Source organism: Pseudomonas sp. F007 (genome assembly GCF_057814275.1).
Window position 1 is genome coordinate 101,713 of sequence record NZ_JBVATA010000008.1, and the last position, 16,269, is coordinate 117,981.

Genomic DNA, 16,269 nt, shown 5'->3' on the forward strand with positions numbered 1-16,269 from the left:
AAAGGCTAACTCTGCCGATCAATATCCCGGCGCAGCACCACCGCCGTGGTGATGTCTTCCACACTTTCATGACTGGCAACCGCGTCCCGAACCCTATTCAGGTCGTCGATGGTCCGCGCTTCGACTTCGATCACCAGGTCGAGTTGGCCGCTGACCGAGGACACCCGGCGCACCTGGGAGTTTTGCGCGAGCAGGTCGAGCAGGCCCATGGCCGGAGTGCGCTTGAGGCTGACCAAGAGGATGGCGCGGATCACGTGGGCGTCGATCTCGCCGATGTCGGCGCGGTAGCCGCGGATCACGCCGCTACGTTCCAGGTTGATCACCCGCTCGCTGGTGGCGCTGCGTGACAGGCCGATTCGCGCGGCCAGTGCCTTGAGGGCAATGCGCGCTTCTTTGGAAAGTATCTCGAGTATTTCGCGATCTTTGCTGTCCAGGTCACGCATCCCGACTTCTCCTTTTTGCTACCGAAATTGTGCCGGTCGATTCCGACAATATGCAGGCTGAAGTCGACCGTATACCTACTGCCGTCCCAGGCGTTGCGTGCCAAGCTATCTGAAAAAAATGGCTTGGAAAACAATTACCATGACAAACCTCTCGCATCCTGCCCCGCAGTTCTCCACCGGGGATGCCGAAAAACTCGGTGAGCAGTTGTTCAACGTAATCGGTACGGCAACGCCGCTGGATGGCGAGCGCGACCGCAACTACCGGTTGAAGACCGAAACCGACGGCGGCTGGATCCTGAAAGTCGTCAATGCCTCCGAACCGCGGGTCGAAAGTGAGTTTCAGACGGCGTTGCTCAGTCACCTCGCCAGCCACAGCCCCGAGCTCAACGTACCGTTCTTGAAGAAGAGTCGTGAAGGTCAATTCCTCGCGTCGGCCGTCGCGGCTACCGGCGAGCAACATGCGGTGCGTCTGGTCAGTTGGCTGCATGGCACGCCGCTGGCCGAGGTCACTCGCACCCCAGCGTTGATGCGCAGCCTGGGCCAGGCATTTGGTGCCGTGGACCGCGCGCTGCAGGGCTTCATGCACCCTGGTGCGGTGCGCGATTTCGACTGGGACTTGCGCCATGCCGCGCGTTCACGCTCGCGCCTGCACTTTGTCCAGGACCCGACAAAACGCGCGATCCTCGAACGCTTCATCGATAGCTTCGAGCAGAACGTGCAACCGAAGCTGGCCCGTCTGCGCACGCAGATCATTCACAACGACGGCAACGACTGGAACATCCTGGTCGACGCCGAGGATCAGCAGAAAGTCTCGGGGATCATCGATTTTGGCGACGCGGTGCACACCGTGCTGATCGCCGAAGTCGCCATCACCTGCGCCTATGCGGTGCTCGACATGGAGGATCCGATCGGCGCGGCCGCGGCGCTGGCGGCCGGGTTCCATGAGCAGTACCCGCTGCGGGCGGAGGAGCTCGACGTGCTGTTCAACCTGATCGCCATGCGCCTGGTGACCAGCGTCACCCTGTCCGCCTCGCGCTCCGACCGCACCGAGGACAATCCGTACCTGGCCATCAGCGAAGCACCGGCCTGGCGCCTGCTGGAAAAAATGGACCGGATGAACCCGCGCCTGGCGACGGCTATCCTGCGCAAGGCCTGCGACTTCGATGCCATCGAGGGGGCCGGAGCGATTCGCCGCTGGGTGGCGCAGAACAGCAGGTCCTTTGCCGACATCGTGCGCCCGTCGGCGGCGAGCATGAACAAGATGATCGCGCCGTTTGGCGATGCCTCCCATGTGATGACCATCGCGTCCGCCGAACAGCGTCCCGGCGAGGCAACAAAGTGGTGGGAGGATTTTTCCGCCGAGCACAAGGTGCCGCTGGGCATCGGACCCTGGGGCGAAGCGCGCACTATCTATACCGACACGGCCTTCGAGTCGCGTTTCATTGAGGGCCAGCGGCGGATCATTCACCTCGGCGTCGACTTGATCATGCCTGCCGGGACGGCGCTGTACACTCCGGTCGCCGGGGTGGTGCAGAGCGTCGAGGTCGAGCGCGAACCGCTGGGTTACGGCGGTGTGATCATGCTCAAACACTCGCCCGAGGGCTGCCCGCCGTTCCTGACCTTGTGGGGCCACATGGCCCATGAAGCCCTCGACCGTCTGCAACCAGGCGACTCTCTGGAAGCCGGCGCGCTGGTCGGGTACATGGGCGCCGATACGGAAAATGGCGGCTGGATTCCCCATGTGCATTTCCAGATGTCCACCGACATCGGGTTGCAAGCCAGCGAATTCATTGGCGTCGGCGAAGTGGCCTATGTCGACGTCTGGGCCGACCTGTTCCCCGACGCCTCGACCCTCGCCGGTATCCCGCCGGAGACCTACAGCCAGGACGGCCGGAGCAAGGCCGAGATCGTCGCCAGGCGCAAGGAAATCCTGCTGCCCAACCTGTCGATTTCCTATTCGGATCCGATCAAGTTCGTGCGTGGCGATGGGGTCTGGTTGATCGACAACGTTGGCCGGGCGTATCTGGATTGCTTCAATAACGTCTGCCACCTCGGCCACTGCCACCCGGATGTAGTCGACGCCCTGTCGCGCCAGGCGGGGCGGCTGAACACCAACACCCGCTACCTGCACGACCATATTGTCGAGTACGCCGAGCGCCTCACCGCGACCTTGCCGAAAGGCCTGGCGGTGGCGTCTTTTGGCTGCTCGGGCAGCGAAGCCAACAGCCTGATGCTGCGCATGGCGCGCAATCACACCGGGCGCGACGAGGCGATCGTGCTGGATTGGGCCTACCACGGCACCACCCAGGAACTGATTGACCTGAGTCCTTACAAGTACAAGCGCAAGGCCGGCAAGGGCCGGGCTGCGCATGTGTTCGAGGCAGCGGTGCCGGATCCGTATCGGGCGCCGGACGACTGGGCGTTCGAGGACATGGGCAAGCGCTTTGCCGAGAGCGTCGCCGAGCAGATCGACAGCATGCGCAGGCAGGGCAGGGCGCCGGCGTTCTTTCTCGCGGAGTCGATTCCCAGCGTCGCCGGGCAACTGTTCTTCCCCGAGAACTACCTGAAAGAGGTGTATGCCATGGTCCGCGCGGAAGGCGGCGTGTGCCTGGCCGACGAAGTGCAGGTCGGTTTCGGTCGTGTCGGCAGCCACTGGTGGGCGTTCGAAACCCAGGGTGTGGTGCCGGATGCAGTGTCCATGGGCAAGCCGATCGGCAACGGCCATCCGATGTCGGCGGTGGTGACTACCCGTGAAATGGCCGACAGCTTCAACAATGGCATGGAGTACTTCAACACCTTTGCCGGCAGTCCGGTGTCCTGTGCAGTGGGGTTGTCGGTGCTGGATGTGATCGAGCGTGACGACCTGAAACTCAACGCGCTGACCGTGGGCAACTACCTGCTCGACGGTTTCCGCAAACTGCAGCAGCGCTACGAGGCGATAGGCGATGTGCGCGGCCAGGGGTTGTTTCTCGGGATCGAACTGGTCACTGATCGCAAGACCAAAGTGCCGGCAACCCAACTGGCGAAAAAGGTCGCGGATGGGGCCAGGGAGCGGGGAATTCTGATCGGCACCGAAGGCCCGTTCGACAATGTGCTGAAGATGCGCCCGTCGATGATTTTCAGCCGGGCCAATGCGGACTTCCTGTTGGAAGTTCTGGATGAGAGTTTCGGGGCGGCGTTGCGCTAATCCCCTCTGTAGGAGCTGGCTTGCCATCGAAACACCTGAGAGCGCCGCGTTCATTCAGAATGCCGGCGTAATCGTTAACGTTCTTCGCTGGCAAGCCAGCTCCTACAATGGTTTGTGGAGCATGCGGAATATGTGTTCGACCGCCAAACCCCTGTAGGAGCCAGCCTGCTGGCGATAGCGGTCGTTCAATCAGCCATGATGCTGGATGTGCACACCGCCTCAACCAATCGCCGCCAGGCACCGCTCAAAAATATCCAACCCTTCTTCCAGCACTTCCAACTCAATGGTCAGCGGTGCCAGCAAGCGGATGATGTGCCGTGACTTGCCGCTGGGCATCAGCAGCAAACCGTTGTTTCTGGCGCTCTCCAGCAACTGGGCAAGGACCGCGGTGGCGGGGGCGCCTTCGGGGGTGATCAGTTCGATGCCGCGCATCGCGCCGACACCGGTCAGCCTGCCCAGGTAGGGCGAAAGCGTGTTCCGCTGCCAGGCCTGATAACGACTGACGATCGCCTGTTCCTGGCGTTCGCCCCAGGCCGACAGGTTGGCGTCGCTCATTTCGTCGAGGGTGGCCAGGGCCGCCGCACAGGCGATGGGGTTGCCCGAATAGGTGCCGCCGAGGCCGCCTTTGGGCAAGGTGTCCAGCAGGGATTTTTTACCGACCACCGCGCCCAGTGGCAGGCCGCCGGCGATGCTCTTGCCGAGCAGGATCAGGTCCGGTTCGATCCCCAGGCGGCTGAAGGCAAAGCGCTGCCCGGTACGGCCGAAGCCGGACTGGATTTCATCGGCAATCAACAGAATGCCGTGCTCGTCGCAGAACTTGCGCAGCGCTTGTGCGAACAGCGGATCGAGGGCGAGAAAGCCGCCTTCGCCCTGCACCGGTTCGAGGATGAAACAGGCCACTTCGTTGACGTCGATCTCGACACTGAACAGGCGATCCATGGCCTTCAGCGCTTGCTGCGCGGTCACGCCATTGTCCGCACTCGGGTAGGGCAGGTGATAGACCGGGCCCGGCAAGACACCGACGCGCTGCTTGTAGGGCGCGACTTTGCCGTTGAGGTTGAGGGTCGCCAGGGTGCGTCCGTGGAAGCCGCCATCGAAGGCAATCACCGCGGTCCGTCCGGTCGCGGCGCGGACGATCTTCAGCGCATTTTCAGCGGCCTCGGCGCCGCTGTTGGTCAACATGCCGCTGACCGGGTAGGACACCGGGATGAACTCGGCCAGGCGTGCCATGAATTGCTTGTAGGGCAGGTGCGGCGCGGCATTGAACGCGTAGTGAGTCAGGCGCGTGGCCTGGCTGCACACCGCTTCGACAATCTTCGGGTGGCAATGACCCAGGTTGAGCACGCCGATGCCGCCGATGAAATCGATGTAGCGCTTGCCGTCGGTGTCCCAGACCTGGGCATTGCTGCCGTGACTCAGGGTCAGCGGATGGACGATGGCGATGGACTCACTGATGGACGCTTGAGGCATTTTTCGCTTCCTGGCTGCAGGGGATTTTTGCCCCATGAAAGCGAGGATCGCCCACTCACCACAAGCGAAAAGAAATGCCTCTGTCATTCCATAAACTATTGAACGCGGCGCTCGCACGACATCCGTGCAAAGGCCCTCGCCAGTGCTCTGCAACAGGGCTTTTGCCTTGCACACGACATAGTGTCGGCCAACTCCGGCAATGTGTCAGGCAGGCTGACACCTTGCTGGGTGCTTTCCACAATCGGCTATGCAAGACTTTTTCGTGAAGGCTGGGTAACAAACCCTCGAAAACCACATAATTATTCTTCCAAGGTGCCATCCAATGCTGACTAAAAAGCTCAAGGGTCTGATCGTCGCTTCCACCATTGCAGCCTCCGCGCTGTTCGCCACCTGCGCCGTGCACGCAGATGATCTGCAGTCGATCGAGAATGCCAAAGAGATCCGCATCGCCATGAGCGGGCAATATTCACCCTTCAGCTTTGCCAACGAGCAAAACCAGATTGTCGGCTTCGACGCCTCCATCAGCGAAGCGCTGGCTGAGCGCCTGGGGGTCAAGGTGAAGATCATCACCACGCCATTCGACGGGATCATCGCCGGGCTGCTGGCGAAAAAATACGACGCCATTGTCGCGTCGATGACCATCACCCCGGAACGCCAGAAAGCCGTGGATTTCGTCGGTCCCTACTACCGCGCCGGGCGCACCATCGTGGTCAAGGAGAATTCGGCGATCACCAGCCTGGATCAGCTCAAGGACGTCACGGTCGGCGTGACCCTGGGCGACGCCCACGACAAATGGGCGCGGGCCCGCGGCGACCTCAAGGTGCGGACCTATAAGGGCCTGCCGGAAATGCTCGTCGACCTCGATGCCGGGCGCATCGATGCGCTGGTGATGGACAGCGTGCCGGTGCTGGTGGCGGTCAAGCAGACCGGGCAGAAGGTACGCATCATCACCCCGCCCGCGGGCGAAGGCAGCATCGAAGACATGGGCATCGCCCTGCGCAAGAACAACCCCGAACTCAAGGCGAAGATCGAGACCGCGCTGGCCGATATGCTCGCCGACGGCACATACGAAAAGATTTCGATGCAGTGGATCGGCAACGATATTCGCTGATTCGCATCGACGCTGGCCCGGGCGCAAGCCGGGCCAGGCAAGCTGACTTTTCCGAGTGTTCCCATGGACCTGACCCTGATACAGCGCACCTTTCCGTTTTTCCTCGAGGCGGCCTGGATCACCGTGCAAGTCTCCGCACTGGCACTGCTGCTGGGTTTGCTGGTGGCGATCGTGCTGGTGGCCGGGCGCTTGTCCACGGTGTTCCTGGTTCGTTGCCTGGCACGCCTGTACATCAGCGTGTTCCGCGGCACCCCCTGCCTGGTGCAGTTGTTCATCATCTACTTTGGCGGGCCGCAGATCGGCCTTGAACTGGAACCGTTCACCGCCGGTGTGCTGGGCCTTGGCCTGAACATTGCCGCCTACATGGCCGAGTCCATTCGCGGTGCCATTGCCAACGTCGACCCCGGCCAGATGGAAGCCGCGCGCTCCATCGGCTTCGGCCGCCACCAGACCCTGTGGCTGGTGACCCTGCCGCAGGCCGCCAAGTTGATGATTCGCCCGCTGGGGGTCAATGCCGTTGCACTGATCAAGGGGTCGGCCCTGGTGTCGACGATTTCGGTGGTCGAGCTCTCCTACACCGCCCAGCGTTTCATCAGTTCAACCTACAAGCCGTTTGAAATTTTCCTGGTCTCCGCGCTGCTGTATATCGTGATGGTCTACTCGGTTCGATACCTCGTGGACTACCTCGATCAGCGTTTCGCGGCCAGGTGAGGGTATTCAGATGCAAGGTCTAGATCCAAGTATCATCGCGCCGTATTCCGAGTTGCTCGCCACCGGCCTGTGGTGGACGGTGGTGATGTTTGTCAGCTCCGGCATCCTGAGCCTGCTGGCCGGCGTGGCCTTTGCGCTGATCGTGCTGTATGCGCCGAAAATCGTCGCGTTGCCGGTGCGCGTCATCACCTGGTTGTTGATGGGCACCCCGCTGCTGTTGCAGCTGTACCTGATCTACTACGGCCTGGTGCAGGTGGGGATCGATATACCGGCGCTGCTGGCCGGGATCATCGGCCTCAGCCTGCACTTTGCGGTGTACAACGCCGACGTGATTCGTGCCGGGGTGGTGGCGGTGGACCCCGGGCAGATCGAAGGCGCGCGCTCCATCGGCCTCAGCCGTGGCCAGACCCAGCTTTACATCGTCGTGCCCCAGGCGTTGCGCAAGACCCTCGCGCCGCTGGGCAACAACCTGATTGTGCTGCTCAAGGACACGTCCCTGGTGTCGATCATCGGGATTGCCGAGCTGGTGTACAGCGCCCAACTTGCCGTGAGTGAAACCTACAGTCCGTTCGAGTTCTATCTGGCGGTCGCGGTTATTTACTATGCAGCCAACCTTGTTCTGGAAGCCGGCCTGCATCTTTTTGAAAAAAAGGTAGAGATGTCACGATGATCAGCGAAAAAAGCATGGTTGAAGTGAAGGGGGCCCGCAAGGCGTATGGCGCGCTGGAAGTCCTCAAGGGCATCGATCTCTCGGTGGCGCGCGGACAGATCATCGCCATCATCGGCCCCAGTGGCTCCGGCAAGAGCACGCTGCTGCGCTCGATCAATCACCTGGAAGTGCTCAACGACGGCGAGATCTGGCTCGACGGCGAGCAGGTCAATCGGCCGCTGAAAGGCCGGGCGTTTGAACAACACATCAATGCGGTGCGTCAGCAGATGGGCATGGTGTTCCAGCACTTCAACCTGTTCCCGCACCTGACCGTGTGCGAAAACATCGCCCTGGGCCCGATCAAGCTCAAGGGCCTGACGAAAAAGGCCTCCCGTGAGTTGGCCATGGAGTACCTGTCCAAAGTCGGGCTGGCGAACAAGGTCGATGAATACCCGTCGCGCCTCTCCGGCGGGCAGAAGCAGCGGGTGGCGATTGCCCGGGCATTGGCGATGCAACCGAAGGTCATGCTGTTCGATGAAGCCACCTCGGCGCTGGATCCGGAGTTGGTGGAAGAGGTCAACCAGGTGATGAAGCAACTGGCCGCCGAGCACATGACCATGTTGATCGTCACCCACGAGATGGGTTTTGCCGGCGAAGTCGCCGACCGCATTGTGTTCATGGACGGCGGGGTGGTGGTCGAGGAGGGTGCGCCCCACGAGATTCTGAAAAACCCTGCCCAGGAGCGCACCCGAGCGTTTTTGAAGAAGCATCTGCACGACCGATAGGCTTCATCTCTCCCCTGCGATTCTGCGTCTGGTGCCAGGCGAGTCATTGCCATGACTCGCCTGGCGCTGCCTTCAGCCTCCTTTCTTGCTTCGTGATCTGACTGCACCGCCGGTCGGCTTTTCCCTGCGCCGCTTGAACCCTCGTCTGAACGGGTCTAGCTTTCTGATGTGGGAAAATATCCCACATACAGAATTCAGCAGCACAAACACAGAACAGTTCCTGATTCGATAGAGCGTTCCTCGCGGTAAATGACTGGGAGATGGCTGATGCAGACGAACAAGATATTCAAGAAAGCGCTGTTGGTGATGGCGATGGGCGGTGTGCTCTCGGCAGCCACGGTGTTGATCCCGGACTCGATTTCCCATGACTCCAGCGCCTACGCCAAAGACGGTGGCGGTGGTGGGCACGGTGGTGGTGGCGGTGGTGGCGGTAGTGGCGGTGGAGGCGGAGGCGGTAACGGTGGAGGCCACGGCGGTGGTGGCGGGGGTAACGGCGGTGGTGGCGGTGGCGGTGGTGGTAACGGCGGTGGACACGGCGGCGGTGGACACGGCGGCGGTGGCGGTAACGGCGGCGGAAGCGGAGGTGGAGGCGGCCATGGCGGAAGTGGAGGCAGTGGCGGCGACGGTGGTGGTCATGCTGGTGGCGGCAGTAGCGGCAGCGGGCATAGCGGCAGTGGTCATGGTGATGCAGGCCAGGGGCAAGCCGGAAACTCCAACTCCGGACGCAGCAGCAATCACGCAGAGGCTGGCGATGATCACGGTAATCACGTTGGTGGTGAGCCCGGTGACGATCATGGCAATCATGTTGGCGGTGAACCCGGAGATGATCATGGCAATCATGTTGGCGGCGAGCCTGGTGACGACCGTGGCAATCACGTGGGTGGCGAGCCTGGTGATGACCGTGGCAATCATGTGGGTGGCGAACCGGGGGATGACCGCGGCGTTCACGTCGGCGGCGAACCGGGGGACGACAACAGCAGGAGCTGATTGAAACCAGGCACGTGTTTCCAGGTAGCGGCGGGGAAAAAATCGTATGGGATTTTTTCCCGCGTCGCTATACTGGGGGTATCTCTCAAGGAATGTGTTGAATGCACTCGCCCACTCTCCCTCCCGCACTGATCAGGGCCCTGCGCCAGGTGATGCGTCCCCTGGTGCGCCTGATGCTGCGCAAAGGCGTGACCTTTTCGGTGTTCGTCGACCTGCTCAAGGAGGTCTTCGTCGAGGTGGCGGATCGCGAGTTTCGCCTGGATGCCAAGCCACCGAGCGACAGCCGGATCAGCCTGCTCACCGGTGTCCATCGCAAGGATGTGCGGCGCCTGCGCAAGGACGACGACTCGGCACTTGAGGCACTTGCTGAAAACATCACCCTCGGCGCGCAACTGGTCAGTGTCTGGGCCAACAGCAAGCCGTTCTGCAAAAGCGCCGGCAAGACCCTGCCGTTGCCACGGCTGGCCAGCGTCGGCGGCGACTGCTCCTTCGATGCGCTGGTGGCGAAAGTCAGTACCGATATCCGTGCCCGCGTGGTGCTCGATGAATGGTTGCGCCTGGGCGTGGTGCGCCTCGATGAGCAGGACTGCGTGCACCTCGAAGCCGAGGCATTCGTGCCGCAGAAGGGCTTCGACGAGAAGGCCGGGTATCTGGGGCACAACCTCGGTGACCATGCCAATGCCGCGGTGCACAACGTGAGCGCCGACGGCCGGCCATTCTTCGAACGTAGCGTGCACTATGACGCCCTGTCCCCGGCCAGCGTCGAGACCTTGCGCCAGGCGGTGAGCAACGAGGGATCGCAACTGCTGCTGGGCTTCAGCAGCATGGCCGCCGATCTTGAAAACAGCGATTGCGGAAAAATCGATCAAGCTCAGCGCATCACCATCGGACTTTATTTCTACACTGAGCCTACCGATCCCACTTCCTTGCCGGCTGCCGACTGATGATCTTTTCTGCGTGTCGTCTGCGTTTGTTTGTCCTCGCTCAGTGCCTGGCATTGCTCGTGGGGATTCCGACGTGGGCGCAGGCAGCGCCGGCCTGTGTCAGTCGCGATGAAATTGGCATGGCCGGCGCGTCGCAGCTGCAGGCCCCCGGCGGGATTGGTGGCACCGGCGCCAAACCGGGAGGCGCCGGCGGCACGGGCATCGACAATGGTGGCGTCGGTGGCACCGGCGCCCCCTCCCAACAGCGCCCCGGCGGCATCGGCGGCACGGGCGCGGTGGCTGCAGGCGTCGATAGCCCGCTGATCTACCACGACAATGGCGGCGTTGGCGGCACGGGCGCGCCGATCCAGCAGCCGGGCGGCATCGGCGGTACCGGCATCGTCGGCACCATCACCGGTTTCGCTTCGATCTGCGTCAATGGCATGGAAGTGCATTTTGGCAAGGACGTTCCGGTGAGCGAGAACGGCGTTGCCGCCGACAGCGCGCACCTGGCGATCGGTCAGGTGGTGGCCGTGGAAGCCTTCTCCACCAAGCGCGGGCTGCAGGCTGGACGCATCGCCATCCTCAACGTCTATGAAGGCCCATTGACCGGGCTGCCGAACGCCTCGCAACCGTTGCGCGTCATGGGCCAGCCAGTGCGCCTGGCGGCCGGCGCGCGGGTCGCCGAAGGGCTACGCCCGGGCGAACCGGTGCGGGTCAGCGGGCTGCGCAATGCCAATGGCGAAGTGGTTGCCAGTCGCATCGAGCGGGCGCCGGGCCTCAAGGAGGTCAGCGCGATTGGTACGGTCGACCGCACGGGCACCCTGCAAGGCTTGAAACTCGGCACCCGGGTCGCGCCGGCGCAGGAAGTGCTGGTGCGCGGCCAGTGGTCCGGTCGCCAGTTGGAAGTGGCGCAAAGCCGTCCGGACCCAAGCACGCCGTTTGCCGGCCGGGTCCGCGAGGCGGTGATCGAAGGCCTGGTGCAAGGGCGTCAGGACCGGCGCCTGGTGGTCGGTGGCTTCAACGTCACTCTGGAGCGCGGCACGCTGTTCAGTGGCGAACCGTCCTCGGCGCTGGAAATCAATCAACGGGTACGGGTCACCGGGGTCTTCAACGGCGCCCGGGAAGTGCGCGCGACGCGTGTCGAATTCCAGCCTGAGCGTGCCGAGGTCTCCAGCCGTGGCCACAGCGGACGCGACAACCGCTCGGACGACGACCTGGAGCAGCGCAGCGATCAATCGGGTTCTTCAGGTTCTTCGGGCGACGACAAGCGCGGACACGGCAGCGTCGACAGTGGTGATCGGCGCAGCGACAGTGGCCGTGACGATAGCCGAGACGACAGCGGCAGCAACAGCGGCCGGGACGATCGAAGCGGCAGAAGCGGTGGCGACGACAGGAGCGATCGGATCGACAACAGCGGTAGCGGCAAGTCGGAGTCCATCGACCGCTCGGGTAAATCGGAGAAGGTCGAGAAAGTCGAGCAGCCGGAGAAGGAAGACCGCAGTGGGCCGTCTGATCGGGTTGAGAAAGTGGAAAAGGTTGAGAAGGTAGAAAAGGTAGAGAAGGTCGAGAAAGTCGAACGACCGGAGAAGGTGGAAAAGGTCGAGAAGGTTGAGCGGCCGGAAAAGGTCGAAAAGGTGGAAAAGATTGAACGGCCGGAGAAAGTGGAAAAGGTGGAGAAGGTAGAACGGCCGGAGAAGGTAGAAAAGGTGGAAAAGATTGAGCGGCCGGAAACCGTCGAGAGGGTGGAGAAGGTTGACCGACCGGAGAAGGTAGAAAAAGTGGAAAAGATTGAACGGCCGGAAACAGTGGAGAAGGTAGAGAAAGTTGACCGGCCGGAGAAAGTGGAAAAGGTGGATAAGGTTGAAAAAGCGGAAAAGATTGAGAAGTAGGATGTTCCTGATGTGCTGCGCAGCGTGGGGTCATTTGGACATCCTCATCCCTGCCGAAATGCTAGCTCGCTCTACTGTGGGAGCGAGCCTGCTCGCGAAGGCTATTTGTCGGTGTACATATCCATCCCCGCAGAAACGCAATCTGTGGAACTGGCTTGTCGGGCCGCTGCATCGCAGCGATGGCTGACTGCTCAGTAAACGTTCGCCTCAATGTAGGAGCTGGCTTGCCAGCGAAGGCTTTCTGTCGGTGTGGACATCCATCCCTGCAGAAACTCAATCTGTGGGAGCTGGCTTGTCGGGCTGCCGCATCCAGCGATGGCTGACTGACGGTGTACATATCCATTCCTGCGTTAACGGCCGCTTATGGATTCGCCCTTACGGCTGATCCCTAACCTCTGAGTGCAGCGTTAGATCCTTAGCTGCACGAACGGTATACAAACTTAAACAGAGACCCATCCTACACACCAAACCGAAACGTCTGATTCCATCCGTTATCCCCTTCATGAAAGCCTTCCTGCGCTTCATCGAGGGTAGGAATAGTCCTCCCACGACACTGAAAAGGTCCAGGGAGGTCTGAGTTTTGTCCGATAAATACCGCGTTTTTCACAACCACACCCTCGAAATCCACCGGCTCCAGGCCAAGATCGACCTCCTCACCTTCGACGGCGAAGAAGGCCTCAGCCGGCCCTTTCTCTACACCCTCGAATTCACCAGCGATACGCGGGACATCGGCGTCGAAGAGGTGCTCAACAAGCACGCCTGGTTCAGCCTGTATGGGCCGCCGGAAGACAGTTATTCAGGCTTGCGGGTCATCGAACACAAGCCCGCACGCACCCTGTACGGGATCATCACCGGCTTCCAGCGCCTCTCCGAGTCCACCACACTGACCCGCTATTCGGTGACCCTGGAACCGCGCCTGGCCCTGGCCGGACGCGGCAAGCAGTACCGGATCTACCAGGACCAGTCGGTGCCGGAGATCGTCAAAAGCATCCTCCTCAGCCGCCACGACATGGAGCATTTCGACTGCCCATTCCGCCTGGTGCACGAGTACCCGCGCCGCGAACAGGTGATGCAATACAACGAAAGCGACCTGGATTTCATCCATCGTCTGCTGGCCGAAGTCGGCATCTGGTACCGCATCGCCAGCCATCCGACCGTGCGTCGCGACGTGGTGGAATTCCACGATGAGCAGAAGGGTTATGAGTTCGGCATCAAGCTGCCGTATCACCCCCTGACGGGCCAGAGCAACGACAAGGACCGCCTCTGGCACCTGCAGGCCCGCCACCAGGTGGTGGAAAAACACATCACGTTCCGCAGCTACAACCCGCTCGATGCGCGCGCCTACCTCGATGGCGATGTGAACCAGGTGCGCAACGACAAGACCACCTACGGCGAGGCCTTCAACTACGCCGAGCCCTACCGCGAACTCGGCAATACCCTCTACCAGTTCGAAAGTCTGGCCCGGGAAAGCGGTTACCACTTCGCCCGCCTGCGTCACGAACGCTACCTCAACCAGCGCACCCGCCTCGGCGGCACCAGCAACTGCCTGAGCCTGGCCCCCGGCCAAGTGCTGGAGACGTCCGAGCTCGCCCCGCAAGCCTTCAACAAACGCGTGGTGATCACCCACCTGCGCACCCACGCCGCCCGCAACAGCGCGTTTATCGCCCACTTCGACGCGATGCCCTACGACGCCTTCATCTGTTTCCGCCCCCCGATTCCGAGCAAACCGAAGATTGCCGGCACCATTCCCGCGCGCATCAGCAGCAACGTCGCCCGCGACACCTACGCGGAAATGGACCGTCACGGCTACTACCGGGTCAAATTCCTCTTCGACCGCGACACCTGGCCCCAGGGCCGCGAAAGCCGCTGGCTGCGCCTGGCCCGACCCTACGCCGGCGACACCTACGGCCTGCACCTGCCGCTGATCGACGGCACCGAAGTGGCGATCGCCTTCGAAGAGGGCGACCCGGATCGCCCGTACATCGCCCACGCCCTGCACGACAGCGAACGTCCCGATCTGGTTACCGACAGACGCCGGGATCACACCCGCAATGTCTTGCGTACGCCGGCGAACAACAAGCTACGCATGGAAGACAACCGCGGGCAGGAGCACGTCAAGCTCAGTACGGAGTATGGCGGCAAGAGCCAGCTGAATCTGGGGCATTTGGTGGATGCCAAGAAGCAGAAGCGCGGGGAGGGGGTTGAGCTCCGGACCGATGACTGGGGCGTCATTCGCGCAGGAAAAGGCGTGCTCATCAGCGCCGATAAACAGACCAAGGCCATCGGCGATGTGCTGAGCATGGCGCCGGCAACCGACGCGATCCAAAGCGCACGCCAGCAAATCGCCAACTGCCAGGAAGTCGCCCAGGCCCATCACAGTCAGCCGCCCGACATGGGCGGATTACAGCAACTGCAGACGGACGCCAAAGACCTGCACGGCGCGGCCATCCTGCTCAGCGCGCCCAAGGGCATCGGCGCGGTGACTCCGGCCAGCCTACTGTTGAAAAGCGGCGACGCGCTCTACGTGCAAAGCGCCGACGACATCAACCTCGCCGCCGCGCAACGCCTGTCGATCCACGCCAACCAGGGCATGTCGCTGTTGGCCCAGCAGGAGGGCATGCGCCTGGTATCGGGCAAGGGCCCGCTGCAAATCGAATCCCACGGCGACCTGCTGGACCTGATCGCCCAGCAGGACCTCACCCTGCAGTCGGCGCAGGGGCAGGTGCAGGTGACGGCGAAGAATGGGATCACGTTGGGGTGTGGCGGCGGATTCATTCGCATCACCCCCAGTGGCGCCATCGATATCCATAGCCCCGGCAAGCTCAATCTCAAGGGCCAGCACGTCTGGGAAATGCCCGCCGGGCAGAGTTTTGCGCTGCCGGAATTACCGAAGTCGGTGTGCAAGGAATGCCTGGAAGTGGCGCGGGCGCAGGCCGCCGGCGTGCTCAGGCGCGAAGGTTGATAAAGGAGCAATGCCAATGACCATCCCGACCCAGTGGCTACGACAGATCGAAGAGGTCTGTGCCATCGTCGATATCCAACATGTGGATCTGCTGCTCGATCAAACCGCATGGGACAACTGCGCCGTGCCGGCTCTGCGGCACATGCAACCCGAGGCTCCGTGGTTCTCCTTGTTCAGCGGCATGCCCGAGGAAAACCTGCTGGACCAGGCGCCGCTGCTGATGCGCCTCACGCTGACCCACTGGCAACACAAGGCCTGGCTGGAAGAACTGCTGGAACACTGTGCAACCGACGCCCGAATATTAGTGGTGATTTCGCCCCTTTCGTTCGAAGTATTGAGCCACGCCTTGCAAACCCTGTCGCAGGTGCAGTGGGGCGGACAAAGTTGTTTGTTGCGCTTTTACGACCCGCGCATCTTTCCAGTGTTAATGGGCTCGATCCTCAGCGATGAACAGCGTGCATGTTATCTGCAACTTGTCTCCTATTGGGGATGGCTTGATCGTGATCACCAGGCGCAGTGGTTGACCGGAACTTATCCGGCTGGGCAGGGCAATGGTTTGCCGACTGTGCAAGAACTTAACGATGAGCAGTGTGAGCTGATCGGATGTATTTCTAGCGCTCAGGAGCTACTGGAGAGTGACAGATTCGATGCGTTGGACGAGAACATCGAACGGCGATTTACGTTGTTGTATGAGTGGGTCGTACAAGCGAGTCGGGAAAATTACTTTGGTGATTTGAGTGAGTATATAAAGCGGATGTTGTGAGCGTTCTCGAGTGAGCCTCGGAGCGCTATTTGTCTCTGCGGTTCATTAAATAATAAAGGGAGATGAATATGCTTAAGCGTGTGATGATTTTTTTGCTTTTGGTTGGTTGTTTTAATTTGGTCGCTTGCGGGACGCTGAGTGAGCGAGTGGGTTTGTCTGAAGCACGTTACGGCGACGATAGATTTTATCCTGCCGTCAAATCTGACTGGCGCTTACTGACCTTGCAAACTAAAAAAGCTTACGACTATACCCCTGACATTTGTTATTTGACTATTATTTGTCCAGTTTTCGTGATTCTTAGCATTCCCGTGGATTTTGCTTTTGATACGCTGCTGCTATATGGCGATGCTTATTAGATTGCTTTGATCAATTGTTGTTTTTGAGAA

General features: G+C 61.3%; 13 protein-coding genes. 11 read left to right on the top strand and 2 right to left on the bottom strand.

Annotation, left to right across the window (positions count from 1 at the left end):
• Positions 1-5 precede the first annotated feature (5 nt).
• A complete protein-coding gene (locus ACZYR5_RS20650; protein WP_027618337.1) occupies positions 6-443 on the bottom strand; it encodes an Lrp/AsnC family transcriptional regulator in 438 nt (145 codons plus the stop codon).
• 139 nt (positions 444-582) lie between these two features.
• Here ACZYR5_RS20650 and ACZYR5_RS20655 point away from each other — a divergent pair, with 139 nt between their 5' ends.
• Positions 583-3,630: an aminotransferase class III-fold pyridoxal phosphate-dependent enzyme gene (locus ACZYR5_RS20655; RefSeq protein WP_489091295.1), complete on the top strand. Its 3,048-nt coding sequence runs from the start codon at positions 583-585 to the stop codon at positions 3,628-3,630.
• 219 nt (positions 3,631-3,849) lie between these two features.
• Here the strand turns inward: ACZYR5_RS20655 and ACZYR5_RS20660 are convergent, their stop codons facing one another.
• On the bottom strand, positions 3,850-5,100 hold the full coding sequence (locus ACZYR5_RS20660) for a 2-aminoadipate transaminase (protein ID WP_489091296.1): 1,251 nt from the start codon (positions 5,098-5,100) through the stop codon (positions 3,850-3,852).
• Between the two features lie 322 nt (positions 5,101-5,422).
• Here ACZYR5_RS20660 and ACZYR5_RS20665 point away from each other — a divergent pair, with 322 nt between their 5' ends.
• From ACZYR5_RS20665 to ACZYR5_RS20710, 10 genes are all read left to right on the top strand, one after another.
• The gene (locus tag ACZYR5_RS20665; protein ID WP_489091297.1) at positions 5,423-6,211 is read left to right on the top strand and encodes an ABC transporter substrate-binding protein; all 789 of its coding nucleotides are present in this window, start codon (positions 5,423-5,425) and stop codon (positions 6,209-6,211) included.
• Positions 6,212-6,274: 63 nt separating this feature from the next.
• Positions 6,275-6,922, top strand: coding sequence for an amino acid ABC transporter permease (locus ACZYR5_RS20670; protein ID WP_489091298.1), 648 nt, complete (start codon positions 6,275-6,277; stop codon positions 6,920-6,922).
• 10 nt (positions 6,923-6,932) lie between these two features.
• On the top strand, positions 6,933-7,592 hold the full coding sequence (locus ACZYR5_RS20675; protein ID WP_489091299.1) for an amino acid ABC transporter permease: 660 nt from the start codon (positions 6,933-6,935) through the stop codon (positions 7,590-7,592).
• On the top strand, positions 7,589-8,356 hold the full coding sequence (locus ACZYR5_RS20680; protein ID WP_489091300.1) for an amino acid ABC transporter ATP-binding protein: 768 nt from the start codon (positions 7,589-7,591) through the stop codon (positions 8,354-8,356). The genes ACZYR5_RS20675 and ACZYR5_RS20680 overlap by 4 nt, the downstream gene beginning before the upstream one ends.
• A 267-nt stretch (positions 8,357-8,623) precedes the next feature.
• Complete coding sequence (locus ACZYR5_RS20685) at positions 8,624-9,343, top strand: hypothetical protein (RefSeq protein ID WP_489091301.1); 720 nt, start codon at positions 8,624-8,626, stop codon at positions 9,341-9,343.
• Between the two features lie 101 nt (positions 9,344-9,444).
• Entirely contained in the window at positions 9,445-10,287 is an 843-nt protein-coding gene (locus ACZYR5_RS20690; RefSeq protein WP_489091302.1) for a DUF6502 family protein, read from the top strand.
• Complete coding sequence (locus ACZYR5_RS20695; RefSeq protein WP_489091303.1) at positions 10,287-12,158, top strand: DUF5666 domain-containing protein; 1,872 nt, start codon at positions 10,287-10,289, stop codon at positions 12,156-12,158. The genes ACZYR5_RS20690 and ACZYR5_RS20695 overlap by 1 nt, the downstream gene beginning before the upstream one ends.
• Positions 12,159-12,738: 580 nt before the next feature.
• A complete protein-coding gene (locus tag ACZYR5_RS20700) occupies positions 12,739-15,120 on the top strand; it encodes a type VI secretion system Vgr family protein (RefSeq protein ID WP_489091304.1) in 2,382 nt (793 codons plus the stop codon).
• Positions 15,121-15,130: 10 nt separating this feature from the next.
• Positions 15,131-15,883, top strand: a complete 753-nt coding sequence (gene tla1 / locus ACZYR5_RS20705) for a toxin Tle1 chaperone Tla1 (RefSeq protein ID WP_489091305.1) — start codon at positions 15,131-15,133, stop codon at positions 15,881-15,883.
• A 68-nt stretch (positions 15,884-15,951) separates the two neighbouring features.
• Positions 15,952-16,239, top strand: a complete 288-nt coding sequence (locus ACZYR5_RS20710) for a hypothetical protein (RefSeq protein ID WP_489091306.1) — start codon at positions 15,952-15,954, stop codon at positions 16,237-16,239.
• Positions 16,240-16,269 lie beyond the last annotated feature (30 nt).

Bases quoted from the DNA above. Each gene is read 5' to 3' on its own strand.
- ACZYR5_RS20650 (WP_027618337.1), bottom strand. From the start codon at position 443: ATGCGTGACCTGGACAGCAAAGATCGCGAAATACTCGAGATACTTTCC.
- ACZYR5_RS20655 (WP_489091295.1), top strand. From the start codon at position 583: ATGACAAACCTCTCGCATCCTGCCCCGCAGTTCTCCACCGGGGATGCC.
- ACZYR5_RS20660 (WP_489091296.1), bottom strand. From the start codon at position 5,100: ATGCCTCAAGCGTCCATCAGTGAGTCCATCGCCATCGTCCATCCGCTG.
- ACZYR5_RS20665 (WP_489091297.1), top strand. From the start codon at position 5,423: ATGCTGACTAAAAAGCTCAAGGGTCTGATCGTCGCTTCCACCATTGCA.
- ACZYR5_RS20670 (WP_489091298.1), top strand. From the start codon at position 6,275: ATGGACCTGACCCTGATACAGCGCACCTTTCCGTTTTTCCTCGAGGCG.
- ACZYR5_RS20675 (WP_489091299.1), top strand. From the start codon at position 6,933: ATGCAAGGTCTAGATCCAAGTATCATCGCGCCGTATTCCGAGTTGCTC.
- ACZYR5_RS20680 (WP_489091300.1), top strand. From the start codon at position 7,589: ATGATCAGCGAAAAAAGCATGGTTGAAGTGAAGGGGGCCCGCAAGGCG.
- ACZYR5_RS20685 (WP_489091301.1), top strand. From the start codon at position 8,624: ATGCAGACGAACAAGATATTCAAGAAAGCGCTGTTGGTGATGGCGATG.
- ACZYR5_RS20690 (WP_489091302.1), top strand. From the start codon at position 9,445: ATGCACTCGCCCACTCTCCCTCCCGCACTGATCAGGGCCCTGCGCCAG.
- ACZYR5_RS20695 (WP_489091303.1), top strand. From the start codon at position 10,287: ATGATCTTTTCTGCGTGTCGTCTGCGTTTGTTTGTCCTCGCTCAGTGC.
- tla1 (WP_489091305.1), top strand. From the start codon at position 15,131: ATGCCAATGACCATCCCGACCCAGTGGCTACGACAGATCGAAGAGGTC.
- ACZYR5_RS20710 (WP_489091306.1), top strand. From the start codon at position 15,952: ATGCTTAAGCGTGTGATGATTTTTTTGCTTTTGGTTGGTTGTTTTAAT.